The sequence below is a fragment of the Pseudomonas sp. GNP014 genome, assembly GCF_054344005.1.
Genome location: NZ_JBTGUS010000001.1, coordinates 4873104 through 4887812, shown reverse-complemented (window position 1 = coordinate 4887812; position 14709 = coordinate 4873104). Strand labels below are relative to the sequence as shown.

The 14709-nt window shown below is 60.9% G+C and carries 11 protein-coding genes; 5 read left to right on the top strand and 6 right to left on the bottom strand.

Annotated features, from left to right (window positions below; genetic code table 11):
• The first annotated feature begins 2 nt into the window (after positions 1 to 2).
• The 3 genes from ACXX9E_RS21865 to pepN are packed head-to-tail and all read left to right on the top strand — an operon-like array spanning position 3 to position 3758.
• On the top strand, positions 3 to 263 hold the full coding sequence (locus tag ACXX9E_RS21865; RefSeq protein ID WP_123462815.1) for a YeaC family protein: 261 nt from the start codon (positions 3 to 5) through the stop codon (positions 261 to 263).
• Complete coding sequence (locus ACXX9E_RS21860; protein ID WP_186748544.1) at positions 260 to 1090, top strand: DUF2797 domain-containing protein; 831 nt, start codon at positions 260 to 262, stop codon at positions 1088 to 1090. The genes ACXX9E_RS21865 and ACXX9E_RS21860 overlap by 4 nt, the downstream gene beginning before the upstream one ends.
• A 10-nt stretch (positions 1091 to 1100) precedes the next feature.
• Positions 1101 to 3758 carry an aminopeptidase N gene (gene pepN, locus ACXX9E_RS21855; protein ID WP_123462817.1) on the top strand — a complete coding sequence of 886 codons (2658 nt, stop codon included), beginning with the start codon at positions 1101 to 1103 and terminating at the stop codon, positions 3756 to 3758.
• A gap of 125 nt (positions 3759 to 3883) precedes the next feature.
• Here pepN and katG read toward each other — a convergent pair whose 3' ends face one another.
• Both katG and ACXX9E_RS21845 read right to left on the bottom strand, forming a co-directional pair.
• Entirely contained in the window at positions 3884 to 6154 is a 2271-nt protein-coding gene (gene katG / locus ACXX9E_RS21850; protein WP_123462819.1) for a catalase/peroxidase HPI, read from the bottom strand.
• 162 nt (positions 6155 to 6316) lie between these two features.
• Complete coding sequence (locus ACXX9E_RS21845; protein ID WP_458556173.1) at positions 6317 to 8527, bottom strand: LTA synthase family protein; 2211 nt, start codon at positions 8525 to 8527, stop codon at positions 6317 to 6319.
• A 446-nt stretch (positions 8528 to 8973) separates the two neighbouring features.
• Here ACXX9E_RS21845 and ACXX9E_RS21840 point away from each other — a divergent pair, with 446 nt between their 5' ends.
• On the top strand, positions 8974 to 9990 hold the full coding sequence (locus ACXX9E_RS21840) for an ABC transporter substrate-binding protein (protein ID WP_336346443.1): 1017 nt from the start codon (positions 8974 to 8976) through the stop codon (positions 9988 to 9990).
• Positions 9991 to 10113: 123 nt separating this feature from the next.
• The gene (locus tag ACXX9E_RS21835; protein WP_267800741.1) at positions 10114 to 10602 is read left to right on the top strand and encodes a hypothetical protein; all 489 of its coding nucleotides are present in this window, start codon (positions 10114 to 10116) and stop codon (positions 10600 to 10602) included.
• Between the two features lie 79 nt (positions 10603 to 10681).
• Here ACXX9E_RS21835 and ACXX9E_RS21830 read toward each other — a convergent pair whose 3' ends face one another.
• From ACXX9E_RS21830 to ACXX9E_RS21815, 4 genes are all read right to left on the bottom strand, one after another.
• Entirely contained in the window at positions 10682 to 11161 is a 480-nt protein-coding gene (locus tag ACXX9E_RS21830; protein WP_128615983.1) for a copper chaperone PCu(A)C, read from the bottom strand.
• Positions 11161 to 11766, bottom strand: a complete 606-nt coding sequence (locus ACXX9E_RS21825) for an SCO family protein (RefSeq protein WP_186748641.1) — start codon at positions 11764 to 11766, stop codon at positions 11161 to 11163. Before ACXX9E_RS21825 ends, ACXX9E_RS21830 begins: the two co-directional genes overlap by 1 nt.
• Positions 11767 to 11922: 156 nt before the next feature.
• Positions 11923 to 13317 (bottom strand): efflux transporter outer membrane subunit, encoded by a 1395-nt coding sequence (locus ACXX9E_RS21820; RefSeq protein WP_123462836.1) that lies wholly within the window; start codon positions 13315 to 13317, stop codon positions 11923 to 11925.
• 225 nt (positions 13318 to 13542) lie between these two features.
• Complete coding sequence (locus tag ACXX9E_RS21815; RefSeq protein ID WP_267800747.1) at positions 13543 to 14337, bottom strand: helix-turn-helix transcriptional regulator; 795 nt, start codon at positions 14335 to 14337, stop codon at positions 13543 to 13545.
• Positions 14338 to 14709 lie beyond the last annotated feature (372 nt).

Here is a 14709-nt window from a genome sequence, read left to right as displayed (position 1 = left end):
TGATGTCCTCTTTTAACGAAATGATCAACAACATCACCCCGGACATCTACGAGAGCCTGAAACTGGCCGTGGAAATCGGCAAGTGGTCCGACGGCGGCAAACTCACCGCCGAACAGCGCGAGCTGTCGTTGCAGGCGATGATCGCCTGGGAAATCCAGAACCTGCCTGAAGAGCAGCGCACCGGTTACATGGGCCCGCAGGAATGTGCATCGAAGTCGATCGAAGTGCCGAACATCCTGTTCAAGTCGGATGCCATCCATTGATCGAGATTGGCCGCGGTGCAATCAGCAAAATGTCGGCGCGCCTCGACGGGCCGAACGTGCAATATGCGTTTCGCCTGGATGACGTCGAGGTGCCGGTCAATCCCATGATCGGTACCACGGTGCGTCTGGAGTACCTGGGGGCGATTCATTGCACCCATTGCGGACGCAAGACCAAAACCAGTTTCAGTCAGGGTTACTGCTACCCGTGCATGACCAAACTGGCGCAGTGCGACCTGTGCATCATGAGCCCGGAGCGCTGCCACTTCGAGGCCGGCACCTGCCGTGAGCCGGAGTGGGGCCAGAAGTTTTGCATGACCGACCATGTGGTGTATCTGGCCAACTCGTCGGGCATCAAGGTTGGCATCACCCGCGCTACGCAATTGCCGACCCGCTGGCTTGATCAGGGCGCCAGTCAGGCGTTGCCGATCATGCGCGTCGCCACGCGCCAGCAGTCCGGCTTCGTCGAAGACCTGTTCCGCAGCCAGGTGGCGGACAAAACCAACTGGCGCGCGTTGCTCAAGGGCGATGCGGCGGCGGTGGACCTGGCGCAAGTTCGCGATCAGCTGTTTGAAAGCTGCGCCGAGGGCTTGCAAGGTCTGCAACAGCGATTCGGCCTACAGGCAATTCAGACGATTGCCGATGTCGAACCGCTCGAAATCCGCTATCCGGTCGAGCAATACCCGGCCAAAATCGTCAGCTTCAACCTGGACAAGAACCCGATTGCCGAAGGCACGCTGCTGGGGATCAAGGGCCAGTACCTGATTTTCGACACCGGCGTGATCAACATTCGTAAGTACACGGCCTATCAGCTCGCCGTGCATCAATAAGGATTCCAGCATGCGCACCGAACAACCGAAGATGATTTACCTGAAGGACTATCAGGCACCCGAGTACCTGATCGACGAGACGCACCTGACCTTCGAGTTGTTCGAGGATCACAGTCTGGTCCACGCGCAACTGGTGATGCGTCGCAACCCTGAGCGTGGCCCGGGCCTGCCGCCGCTGGTGCTCGACGGCCAGCAACTGGAGTTGCTGTCGGTGACCCTGGCCGACCAGGAACTCGGCGCCGACGACTATCAGCTGACGGAAAACACCCTGACCCTGCAGCCCGCCAGCGCCAGCTTCACCGTCGACACCAGCGTAAAGATCCACCCGGAAACCAACACCGCGCTGGAAGGCCTGTACAAGTCCGGCACGATGTTCTGCACCCAGTGCGAGGCCGAAGGCTTCCGCAAGATCACCTATTACCTCGACCGCCCGGACGTGATGAGCAAGTTCACCACCACCGTGGTCGCCGAGCAGCACAGCTACCCGGTGTTGCTCTCCAACGGCAACCCGATCGCCTCGGGCCCCGGCGAAGACGGCCGGCACTGGGCGACCTGGGAAGACCCGTTCATGAAGCCGGCGTACCTGTTTGCGCTGGTGGCCGGTGATTTGTGGTGCGTCGAAGACACCTTCACCACCATGACCAATCGCAATGTCGCGCTGCGCATCTACGTCGAGCCGGAAAACATCGACAAGTGCCAGCACGCGATGAACAGCCTGAAGAAGTCGATGCGCTGGGACGAAGAGGTCTACGGTCGCGAGTACGATCTGGACATCTTCATGATCGTCGCGGTGAATGACTTCAACATGGGCGCGATGGAGAACAAGGGCCTCAACATCTTCAACTCCAGCGCAGTGCTGGCCCGCGCCGAAACCGCCACCGACGCCGCGCACCAGCGGGTCGAGGCGATCGTCGCCCACGAATATTTCCATAACTGGTCGGGCAACCGCGTGACCTGCCGCGACTGGTTCCAGCTGTCGCTCAAGGAAGGTTTCACTGTGTTCCGTGACGCCGGGTTCTCCTCGGACATGAACTCGGCCACGGTCAAGCGCATTCAGGACGTGGCGTACCTGCGTACCCACCAGTTCGCCGAAGATGCAGGTCCCATGGCCCACGCGGTGCGGCCGGACAGCTTCATCGAGATTTCCAACTTCTACACCCTGACCGTGTACGAAAAGGGCTCGGAAGTGGTCGGCATGATCCACACCCTGCTCGGCGCCGAAGGCTTCCGCAAGGGCAGCGACCTGTATTTCGAACGCCACGACGGTCAGGCCGTGACCTGCGACGATTTCATCAAGGCCATGGAAGATGCCAACGGCGTCGACTTCAGCCAGTTCAAGCGCTGGTACAGCCAGGCGGGTACACCGCGTCTGGCGGTGAGCGAGTCCTATGACGCCGCAGCGAAGACCTACAGCCTGACCTTCCGCCAGAGCTGCCCGGCAACCCCGGACAAGGTCGAAAAACTGCCGTTCGTGATTCCGGTCGAACTCGGCCTGCTCGACAGCAATGGCAATGAGATAGCCCTGCGTCTGGCTGGCGAAGCGTCGGCGCAAGGCACCACTCGCGTGATCTCGGTGACCGAAGCCGAACAGACTTTCACCTTCGTCGACGTCGCCGAACATCCGCTGCCGTCCTTGCTGCGTGGTTTCTCGGCCCCGGTGAAACTGAGCTTCCCGTACAGCCGCGACCAGTTGATGTTCCTGATGCAGCATGACAGCGACGGCTTCAACCGCTGGGACGCCGGGCAGCAGTTGTCGGTGCAGGTGCTGCAAGAGCTGATCGGCCAGCAGCAAAAGGGCGAGAGTCTGGTACTCGATTCGCGGTTGATCACGGCGCTGCGTACCGTGCTGTCCGATGAGTCGCTGGATCAGGCGATGGTCGCCGAAATGCTCTCGCTGCCGGGTGAGGCCTATCTCACCGAAATCAGCGAAGTGGCTGACGTCGAAGCCATCCACACCGCACGCGAATTTGCCCGCAAGCAACTGGCGGACAATCTGTTTGAAGCGCTGTGGCTGCGTTATCAGGCCAACCGCGACCTGTCGAAGCAGACGCCGTACGTGGCCGAGGCCGAGCACTTCGCCCGTCGTGCGCTGCAGAATATTGCGCTGTCGTACCTGATGCTCAGCGGCAAGCCTGAAGTACTGGCCGCCGCACTGGAGCAGTTCGAAAACAGCGACAACATGACCGAGCGCCTGACCGCGCTGGCCGTGCTGGTCAACTCGCCGTTCGAGGAGCAGAAAGCCCTGGCGTTGGCGAGTTTCGCCGAGCACTTCAAGGACAACCCGCTGGTCATGGATCAGTGGTTCAGCGTGCAGGCCGGCAGCACCCTGCCGGGCGGTCTGGAGCGCGTGAAAGCGTTGATGCAGCACCCGGCGTTCACGATCAAGAACCCGAACAAGGTGCGTGCACTGGTGGGTGCGTTTGCCGGACAGAACCTGATCAACTTCCACGCGGCGGATGGTTCGGGCTACCGTTTCCTCGCCGATCTGGTGATCGAACTGAACGGCTTCAACCCACAGATCGCCTCGCGCCAACTGGCGCCGCTGACCCGCTGGCGCAAATATGACAGCGCGCGGCAGGCGTTGATGAAGGCCGAGCTGGAGCGGATTCTGGCTTCCGGTCAGCTGTCCAGCGACGTGTACGAAGTGGTGAGCAAGAGCCTGGCGTAAGCCGGGTTACACCAGACACTGTGGGAGCGGGCTTGCCCGCGATGGCGGCATTAGATTCAACGTCGATGTTGAATGATCTGCCGCTATCGCTGGCAAGCCAGCTCCCACAGTTTTTTGCGTTTGCGTTATTTCAGATCGAAGCGATCCAGCTCCATCACCTTGGCCCACGCCGCCACGAAGTCCTTCACGAACTGTTCCTTCGCGTCAGAGCTCGCATACACCTCGGCCAGCGCCCGCAGGATCGCGTTCGAACCGAACACCAGATCAACCCGCGTTGCCGTCCATTTCACGCTCCCTGTATTACGGTCGCGACCTTCGAACTCGTCCGCCGCCCGTGAGGTCGGCTTCCACTCCACGCCCATGTCCAGCAGGTTGGTGAAGAAGTCGTTGCTCAAGGTTTCCGTGCGGGTGGTGAAGACGCCGTGACGACTCTGCCCGGTGTTGGCGCCCAAGACGCGCAGGCCGCCGACCAGCACGGTCATTTCCGGCGCGGAGAGGGTCAGCAGTTGAGCCTTGTCGATCAGCAGGGCTTCCGCCGAAACGGTGTATTTGCCCTTGCTGTAGTTGCGGAAACCATCGGCGATCGGTTCGAGGAAACCAAACGATTCGACGTCGGTTTGCTCCTGGGTGGCATCGGTGCGTCCTGGGGTGAACGGCACGGAAACCGAGTGCCCGGCGTTTTTCGCCGCTTGCTCGACCCCGGCATTACCGGCCAGCACAATCAGGTCCGCCAGCGAGACTTTCTTTCCGGAAGCTCCGGCATTGAACTCGTTCTGAATGCCTTCGAGGGTTTTCAGCACCTTGTCCAGTTGCTCCGGCTGATTGGCCTGCCAGAACTTCTGTGGGGCCAGACGCAGACGACCGCCATTGGCGCCGCCACGCTTGTCGGAACCGCGGAACGTCGATGCTGCGGCCCACGCGGTGGAGACCAGTTGCGACACCGACAGACCGGACGCCAGCACTTTGCTTTTCAGCGCCGCCGCGTCATTGCTGTCGATCAGCGGGTGAGTCGCGTCCGGAATCGGGTCTTGCCACAGCAGCTCTTCATTGGGCAGTTCCGGGCCGAGGTAGCGCGAGAGCGGGCCCATATCGCGGTGGATCAGCTTGTACCAGGCGCGGGCGAAGGCGTCGGCCAGTTGCTCCGGGTTGGCCAGGAAACGGCGGGCGATCGGCTCGTAGATCGGGTCGAAGCGCAGCGCCAGGTCAGACGTGAGCATGGTCGGGGAGAGTTTCTTGCTCGGATCGTGAGCATGCGGAACGGTGCCGGCGCCAGCGCCGTTTTTTGGTTTCCACTGGTGCGCACCCGCCGGGCTTTTGAACAGCTCCCACTCGAAGCCGAACAGGTTTTCCAGGTAGTTGTTGCTCCACTGGGTCGGCGTGGTAGTCCAGGTCACTTCCAGGCCGCTGGTGATGGTGTCGGCGCCTTTGCCGGTGCCGAAGGCGTTGCGCCAGCCGAGGCCTTGTTCTTCCAGCCCGGCGGCTTCCGGCTCCGGCCCGACATTGTCGGCGGGGCCGGCGCCGTGGGTCTTGCCGAAGGCGTGACCGCCGGCGATCAGCGCCACGGTTTCTTCATCGTTCATGGCCATGCGGGCGAAGGTTTCACGGATGTCGCGCCCGGAGGCGACTGGATCGGGATTGCCTTCCGGGCCTTCCGGGTTCACGTAGATCAGGCCCATCTGCACCGCGGCGAGAGGGTTTTCCAGATTGCGCTCGCCCTGATCGGTGCGGCTTTCCTCTTTGCCGTGCAGATCGGGTTCGGCCACGAGCGTGCCGTCACCGGGTTCCTGCATGGCCGATTTGTCTTTGCCGTAGCGACTGTCGCCGCCGAGCCATTCGCGTTCCGAGCCCCAGTACACGTCCTCATCCGGCTCCCACACATCGGGACGGCCACCGGAGAAACCGAAGGTCTTGAAGCCCATCGACTCCAGCGCGACGTTGCCGGTGAGGACAATCAAGTCAGCCCAGGAAATGTTGCGGCCATATTTCTGTTTGATCGGCCACAGCAGGCGCCGGGCCTTGTCCAGGCTGACGTTGTCCGGCCAGCTGTTGAGCGGGGCAAAACGCTGTTGCCCGGAGCCGGCGCCGCCGCGGCCATCGGCGGTGCGATAGGTGCCGGCGCTGTGCCAGGCCATGCGGATGAACAGCGGGCCGTAGTGGCCGAAGTCGGCGGGCCACCAGTCCTGCGAGTCGGTCATCAGCGCGCGCAGGTCTTGTTTCAGCGCCTGGAAGTCCAGGCTTTTGAAGGCTTTGGCGTAGTCGAAGTCCTTGCCCAGCGGATCGGACTTGGGCGAATGCTGGCTGAGGATCTTCAGGTTAAGTTGATTCGGCCACCAGTCACGGTTCGTCGTACCACCACCGGCGGCGTGGTTGAACGGGCATTTCGATTCGTTTGCCATGTTCGGGTCCTTATCAGGTCTTCTACGGCCGGCTCGTGCCGACTTCGGACTAGTAAGGCTAGACCCGACTGGCGCAGTCAGCTAATAGGCCGACTATTGGGTGTTGATAGTCAGAACCTTTTAGTGCGTGCGCCATGCAGGAGTTGTCGCAGGACGTTGTGCTCAGCTCGATTGTGCGGCTTCGTCGTCCGGCACGTCGTCGAGGATGTCTTCCTGCCCCAGTACTTCAGTGATCACGCTGAAATCCGTCACTTCCACCGCACCAAGCCCATATCCCAATAAGTGGAAGGAGAAGGCCTTGCGCGGCAGCGGGTTGTCGAAGCTGAAATCCATCTCCAGCGGCTGATCCGCAGTGGCGACCATCTCCGACGGCAGCCCCAGTTGCACGTCCTGCTCGAACTCCTTGGCCTTGAGCTGAATGTACGCTGCCTGCTGCGGATCGACCGAGCGCACCGTCAGGCGTACGCGGGTGTGCGAGCCCTTGGGCATTTCCAGGTATTGCGCGCCGATCAGGTTATCGGCCCAGTCATCCTTGATCTGCGCCTGCAGCGGGATGACGTTGTTGCTGCCGAACTGATAGCGATGATTGAGCGGGGTGCGCAGCAACGACAGGTCCAGCGCATCGGCCCGGGCGGCGATCTGCCGGGCCGGGTGACCGCTGTAGTTGCCCTTGAACTTCGCGCTTTCGGCGATGAAGCCGGTGCTTTCGTAATAGCGGCAGCGGCGCGGCATGTCGCATTCGGAGAAAATGCCGTGACCATCGTGATAGCGCAGCTTGCCGTTGGTGAACGACATGATTTCGCGGCCGCTGTCGTAGTCGCGGAACAACGAGCGACCGCTCAGCGCGGACGGCACCGGCAGGTCGAAATAGTCGAGGATCGAAGCGCTCAGATCGACGTGGCCATAGACCCCGGCATTCAGTCGCGGCAGCTGTTCATGCTCCGGCGCCAGGGTCAGGTTGAATCCCCAGGAGGAGGCCAGGCGCACGCCGTCGATGCCGTGGGATTCATCCGACGTGATCATCACCAGGGTGTCCTTGAGCACGCCTTGGCGTTCCAGGCCGCTGAGGAACTGTTCCAGGGCATCGTCGAGATAACCGACGGCGGCCTGTTTCGGCGTTTCGTAACGCTCAAGGTAATCGTCCGGCGCGGAGTAGGGCTGGTGGGTGCCGACGGTCAGCAGCGTCAGCATCCACGGTTGTTTTTGCGTCTTCAGTTGGCCGACATAATCCAGCGCACCTTCGAAGAAGGCCCTGTCGTCCTTGCCCCACGGGAATTCCAGATAGTTGGCGTTGCTGAACCACTCCAGACCATGCGTGGCAGCGAAACCGATGTGCGGCATGATCTTGTCTTTGGCCATGAAACGCAGGCCGGCACCTTGCAGATAATGCGTGCTGAAGCCGTTCTGACGCAGCTGCGCCGGCAGGCACGCCTTATTGCGCTCGTGCTGGGTCAGCATTTCCACGCCTTTGGGCGTACCGTTGTTGAGCTTGTCGTAATCGCCGCAAAGCATCGCGTACAGGCCACGAATGGTCTGGTGGGTGTGCAATACGTAATCCGGCGTGTTCATGCCGCGCTCGGCCCAACGGCTGAGGTTGGGCATGAGGTCTTCCTGATAGTGGCTGCCGATGGCTTCGCGGTTGGCACGGATGTAGGCACCGGGGATGCCTTCCAGGGCGATGATCAATACGTTGCGTGCCTGGCCCGGTGCACTCAGCAGTTTGTGCCCGTTGAGGTCGACATCGGTGAGCCCGGCCATGACCGGCGCGGCTTCTTCGACATCACCGTCGAGCCATTCCTCGGCCTGGATTTGCAGATCGGCGACCTGACTGGCGAGCAACTGATGCGGCAGGTTGTACTGCCGCCACGGATCGTCTTCGTTCGGCCACAGGTTCTGCGCAGCCCAGTGTGCGGCGAACAGCACCACCGGGGCGGCCCAGATGGCGCGAGGCAGAGCCGTGCGCTTCACTGCGCGGCTGCCGAACTGTGTCAGCAGCCAGAACAGCAGCGCCACCAGCAAGGTCACCGCCAATGCCGGATGCGCCATCCCGCCGCCGGTGGAGTTCTCGACGAATTGCGGGTCGATCAGGTAATGCAGATCCGCCGGCGTCGGCAGGCGCCCGACGGCGCTGACCAGTTCCGCCGTGGCCACCGCCAGCAAACCCCAGAACAACAGCACCGGCAATGCCAGCCACCACGCCCGCCGATGCAGCACCACCAGCAGCAGACTGCCGATGGCCAGGTCCGACAGATAACCCAGCGGCGTCGACCAGCCCAGCGCCGCGCGCAGACACACCGGGACGATCAGCACCAGCACAATCAGCGAAAAGAGGCGGGCATGCGGCCGCCGCAGCCAGTGAAAAAAAGCGCTCACAAAAAAAGACCTTCCACGTCATCAAACCGTCAAAAAAGTGTGGGCGATGATACCAAGGGTGGGCGGTCTGATTGCCTTTTTAAACGCACGGCTGATTCGGTGGCGGGGCCGCTCTTGAAGGGTGGGCGGCAGGTCCGAAGCCTTGATGGGCGCGCCTGTCGGAGCGCGTTCGGCTGGTTTGTCGCTGCAGATGTGCGACGGTTTTATTGTTTCAGGCTGTTTACTGGCGGTGATTTCGCTGTAGGTGCTGCGATCTTTTGACTTTGATTTCTTAACGCAAGATCAAAAGATCGCAGTCTCGTTTAGCTCGACAGCGCCGACAGGAATTGCTTTATGCCGGCCCGACAATCGCGTGCTATCCATATGCAATAAAGGTATTTAATTTCTGTTTTTTATAGCGATAAAGTCATGCCTTTCAGCACACCACCCCCTGCTGCGAGGTAGTCATGGCCACACCGTTCAAACGTTCCGCGCTGACTCTGTTGGCCGCTTCCCTGGCAGCGGGCGCGCTGTTCAGCAGCGGCGCCCAGGCTGAAGGCAAGATCAGCATTGCCCAGCAATTCGGCATCGGTTACCTGATTCTCGATGTGGTGCGCGATCAGCAACTGATCGAAAAGCACGGTAAGGCACAGGGCCTCGATATCAAGGTCGACTGGAACAGCATCTCTGGCGCGACTGCGATGAATGAAGCGCTGCTCACCGGTTCACTGGATGTAGTGTCTGCGGGCGTGCCCCCCATGCTGACCGTGTGGGATCGCACCAAGGGCAAACAGAACGTCAAGGCCATCGCCGCCCTCGGCTCAATGCCCAACTACCTGCTGACCAACAACCCGAACATCAAGACCCTCAAGGACTTCAGCGACAAGGACCGCATTGCCGTGCCCGCTGCCGGCGTCGGCTTCCAGTCGCGTACCTTGCAGATCGAAACCGCCAGGGAGTTCGGTGACGATCAGTACAAGAAATTCGACGACATCTCGGTCAGCCTGCCGCACCCGGACGCTACGGCGGCGCTGATTGCCGGCGGTTCGGAAATCAACGCGCATTTCTCCAGCCCGCCATTCCAGTACCAGGCCCTGCAACACCCCAACGTGCACAAAGTGCTGAGTTCCTATGACGTACTCGGCGGCCAGGCCACGTTCAACGTGTTGTACACCACCGAAAAATTCCACGACGAAAACCCGAAAACCTACAAGGCGTTTTACGACGCACTGGCGGAAGCGGAGACGATCATCAAGGCCGACAAACCTGCCGCGGCCCAGGCGTACATCCGCGTCGAGCAATCGAAGCTGCCGCTGGCGTTGGTCGAACAAATCGTCAAGGACCCGGAAATCGACTTCACCGTGGTCCCGCAGCGCACCTTTATCTACGCCGAGAAACTGCAAGAGCTGGGCGTGCTGAAGAACAAGGCGGGGAGCTGGAAGGATTACTTCTTTGAAGAGGCGCATGCTGGCGCGGGGAGCTAAGTGAACGATGAACAATGAGGGGGGCGGGGCTTTCTGGACAGAGTAATGGCCACTCAGTAGCATTCGCGCCCAACGGACTTTCCCTTCGCACGTCGTCCGACGTGGAATGCTCAAGGAATCGACATGCGCGACACCCCCGATGGTCAACGAACGGTCGTGACCCTGGTCAACGGCGAGATTCGCTGTGAAACCCAGATCAGTTTCAGCTCCGTGTCGCTCGTCGATGGCGAGGTGCGGGTGCATACCGCTCAAGGCAATCAACTGGACGTTGCGGTGCCCGGGGCGGACTTTGTTTTGCGTTTTGATCAGGAGGGGGTGCAGCAGATTCCGCTGGCGCAACAGGCGCCGGTTGAAGCGGTGCCTGTCGATGACAGTGTGAAATTGTTTACCTCGAAAACCGTGTGGATCACTCTCGCACTGTTGTTCTTCGTCGGTTCGGTCTTCGGTTGGCTGGGGTTGGTGGTTGCAGGCGGATACTTCGGTTACCAGTGGCGTCAGGTGGCCAGGCGCAAGAAACAGTTGGCCAAGGCAACCGCAGGTGAAACCGTGACCCGTTCCGGCACGGGGATGTCACGGCAAAGCGTGCGCAACGCCTTGGCCCGCAAGCGTTAAGGCGACGCGCACCGGCAACAAAAAAGGGGCGGTCTGATCAACGATCAGGTCGCCCCTTTTTTGTGAACGCGATGTCAGATCAATGCATCTTGCTGTGATCGTGACCTTCCATGTTGGTCAGTGCGCGAACCGGCGCTTTAACTTCAACGGTTTCTTTCTCGCCCTTGGCGTTTTCCACGGTCAGGGTCAGCGGCACTGTTTCGCCTTCTTTCAACTGACCGTTCAAGCCCATCAGCATCACGTGGTAGCCATTCGGATCAAGCTTGACGGCTTTGCCGGCCGGCAGTTCGATGAATTTCACCGGGCCCATGCTCATGACGTCGTTCTTCATGGTCATTTCGTGGATCTGCACATCCTTGGCCACTGGGGTGGCTACGCTGAGCAGCTTGCTGTCGCTGTCGGCGGTGAGGGTCATGAACGCGCCGCTGGCGGACTGGGTCGGTACGGTCGCACGGACCCAGGCGTCGCTGACGGTGGTCTGTGCCGATGCCTGGAAAGCCAGGCCCAGCAGGGACAGACCGAGTACCGCGCGTTTGATGTGATTCATAACAGGTTGCATCAGCAAACCTCCATAACAGTGAGCAAATCTTCTGTGCATTCTTCTGCCGAAAGCGAGGTGGACAGACCCAGGCGCAAGCCGCCATTGGAGTCGTAAACATAGCTGGTGGCCGTGTGCGAGATGGTATAGGTGTCGCCGGCCGGGACTTTCTCGTAGAACACGTCGAATTCCTTGGCCGTGGCCGCGGTTTCCTCAAGCGTGCCGTACAGCGCAACGAAGGTCGGGTCGAAGGCTTTCATGTAGGCGTCGAGGATTTCCGGGGTGTCGCGCTCGGGATCGAGGGTGATGAAGATCACCTGCAAGCGGTCGCCGTCCTTGCCCATCAGCTTCTTGATTTTCGCCGCACGGGCGAGGGTGGTCGGGCAGACTGCCGGGCACTGGGTGAAGCCGAAGAACACCATCGGCATCATGCCGCGAAAGCTCGACAGCGTCATGGTTTCGCCGTCGGTGTTCTTCAGTTTGAAGGTGCGCCCCATGATCTTGTTACTCAAATCCTTGCCGTACTTGTACGACAGTTGGCCGCGGGTGTCGCAGCCGGCGAGCAGGCCGAGCCCGAGCACGCCCATTCCCGCAAGCACCTTGCGGCGAGTCAACAAAGCCGTCATCTAATACCGCCTTTTGCAGCCCGTCAGTCGGCAGGACCGGCGGGGGGTTAACCTTAAAAGCGGCGCATGATACCAAACTGAGGGCAGGCGCCGGCCATGGATCGCCGCACCGCATAGGATCGGGCGACAAAAGGTGTAAGAAAAAGTGACGGGTACTTATTGAATCGTCGCTTCCGAAGCCTGCCAGCCACCGCCCAGCGCGGTGTACAGATTGACCTCCGCCACCAGCTGCGCCAGCCGATCGGTGATCAGGCCTTGTTGCGAACTGAACAGCGAACGCTGGGCATCGAGGAACGTCAGGCTGCTGTCGACACCATTCTGATAACGGTTCTGCGCCAGGTTGTAATAGGTCTGCGTAGCCTCGACCAGATCGCGCTGCGCCTGTAATTGCTGCTGATACGTCGTGCGCGCGGCGAGGCCATCGGCGACTTCCTGAAACGCGGTCTGGATCGACTTTTCGTATTCGGCCACCGCCACGTCTTTCTGCAGTTTCGAATAATCCAGGCTCGCGCGCAGGCTGCCGGCATTGAAAATCGGCAGGCTGATCTGTGGCTGAAAGGTCCAGGCGCCGGAGCCGCTGCCGAACAGTCCGGACAGATCGCGACTCGAGGTGCCGGCATTGGCCGTCAGACTGACGCTGGGGAAAAACGCCGCCCGCGCTGCGCCAATGTTAGCGTTGGCCGCCTTGAGTTTGTATTCGGCCTGAAGAATGTCCGGGCGCCGTTGCAGCAGATCCGACGGCAATCCCGCCGGCACTTGCTGCACCAGTTCGCTGGCCAGCGGCCGGGCGGGCAACGACGCCGGCACGGGCGCACCGACCAGCAGCGTCAGGCTGTTCAGGTCCTGCGCCACCTGCCGCTGATAACGCGCCAGATTGGCCCGCGAACTGTCGACGCTGGTTTTCGCCTGCGCCTGTTCCAGCGCCGACGACTTGCCGGCCTCGCGGTTACGGGTGGTCAGGTGCAGGCTCTGTTCGTCGGCGGCAAGGGTGTCGCGGGTCAGTTCGAGCAACTCCTGATCGGCGCGCCAGGTCAGGTAAGCATTGGCGACGTTGGCCACCAGACTCAACTGCGCACTGCGTCGCGCTTCTTCCGTCGCCAGCCAGCTCTGCAGCGCTTGCTCGCTGAGGCTGCGCACGCGGCCGAAGAAATCCAGTTCATAGGCGCTGATGCCGAGGTTGACCGCGTAGGTCGAGTTAATCAGCGCTTTGCCTTTGGTCACGCTGGAGGGCATACGTTGGCGTGACTCGCTGGCATTGGCCGACACCGCCGGCAGCAGGTCGGCGCGCTGGATGCGGTATTGCGCCTGGAAGGCTTCGACGTTCAGCGCGGCCACGCGCAGGTCCCGGTTGTTGACCAGTGCCGACTCGATCAGCTGTTGCAGGGCCGGGTCGTTGAACAGCGTGCGCCAGTCTTCGTTGGGTGTTGCCGGTTGTGTGGCGGTGGGGTATTGCGCGGCGCTCGGCGATGCCGGGCGCTGGTACTCGGGAATCAGGGAACAGCCGCCCAGCAGCATGGCCATGGACAGCAGGGAAAGTCGCAAGGTAGACATCGAACAGCCTCGTGCATGAAAGAGGGGAGATGCTTGCAAGGAAAACGGGGGGTGATGGGCTTGTGTGTTGAGAAAGATCCTGTGCTGAGAACACCCTGTGACGAGGGGATCTATCACCGTCGGGGCGCGTAGCAGCCCCTCTTTTGGACGATAAAAAGCGCGGCCTGCTTTGCCGTCCAGCGGGGATAAATCCCCTCGCCACCAAGGTACTCACGCAGTTCGAAGTCAGGCCCCGGCCATCCATCGCGCCAGCCCATGCCGGCCACTGACCCCGAGTTTGGCCGCCGCCCGTTTGAGGTACGTCTCGATCGAGCTGTTTTTCACCCGCAGTTTCTCGGCGATTTGCGGCACCGTGCCGCCGGTCAGCAAGCCCAGGCAGACTTCCTTTTCGCGTGCCGAAAGGACGACGCCACTCATCGCCAGGCGCTCATCGAACACCAGCGCCAGCGGTGCCTGATCGAGTTCGGCCTGGGGCAGGCGTGGCTGGCGGGCGAGGGTTTGCCGACTGATGTGCGCATGGCGTTCGATCAGTGGCAGCAGGGTGTCCGAAAGACTTTTGAGAAACGACAGCTCCGGCAGTGAAAACACCCGCCGGGTATGCGGTCGGTAAAACGAAATGACGCAGCGGCGGTTGGACATGCGCGACACCAGATTGCACTGATGCGCATTGTGTTGCGGGTAGCGAGGTTGCAGCGAGGCTCTGAGCTGGATCAGCAGCGAGTCATTCATCTCGATCATCTTCGGCAACAACGGATGGTCATCGGCCCGTTCGAGCGGGTCGGCCGGCGCACAGGTCTGCGGTAAACCGGCACTGCCCAGCGGCTTGATCTCGACCACGCTGGCCTGACGCTCATCCAGCGTCCACTCGCTGAGGTCGACGCCGTCGACCGGCACCAGCGTGTCGACCAGCTGAAACATGTTCGCGGCAAAGTGATCGTCCCCGGTGCTGGCAATCAGCTCACCCAGTTGCCAGTAGAAATGCGGGTTTTCCATATTGCGAATACTGCCGGTCAGATTCATATCCTTGTCATCCCTGGTTCAGAGCCATCACTGAATCGTCTGCCGTCTAAGTAAAAGCCGCCCACGCAGTCATTTCTCCTTGAACATGATCTGGAGCGGGATTTAAGCCTATGGATTTGTCCTACGTCTGTAGGGGAAAACAGGGACACAAAGTGCCATCATTTCGGAAAGTTGGCGCCGGGCTTCTGACGTTATCCGGTACAGATGCCACGCCTTTCGTGACTGTTCGGTCACTGCAAAGCCTTGAAAGCCGGGACTATTAAGCTGCGGTGCGAGCATTGCGCTGGCCGATGGCTGCGCTGGCTTGTGGCATTTTTCCTACAAGTATTTCAGCGTTTCCTCTCCGAACTTTTAGAAGCTTCCTGTCGGATC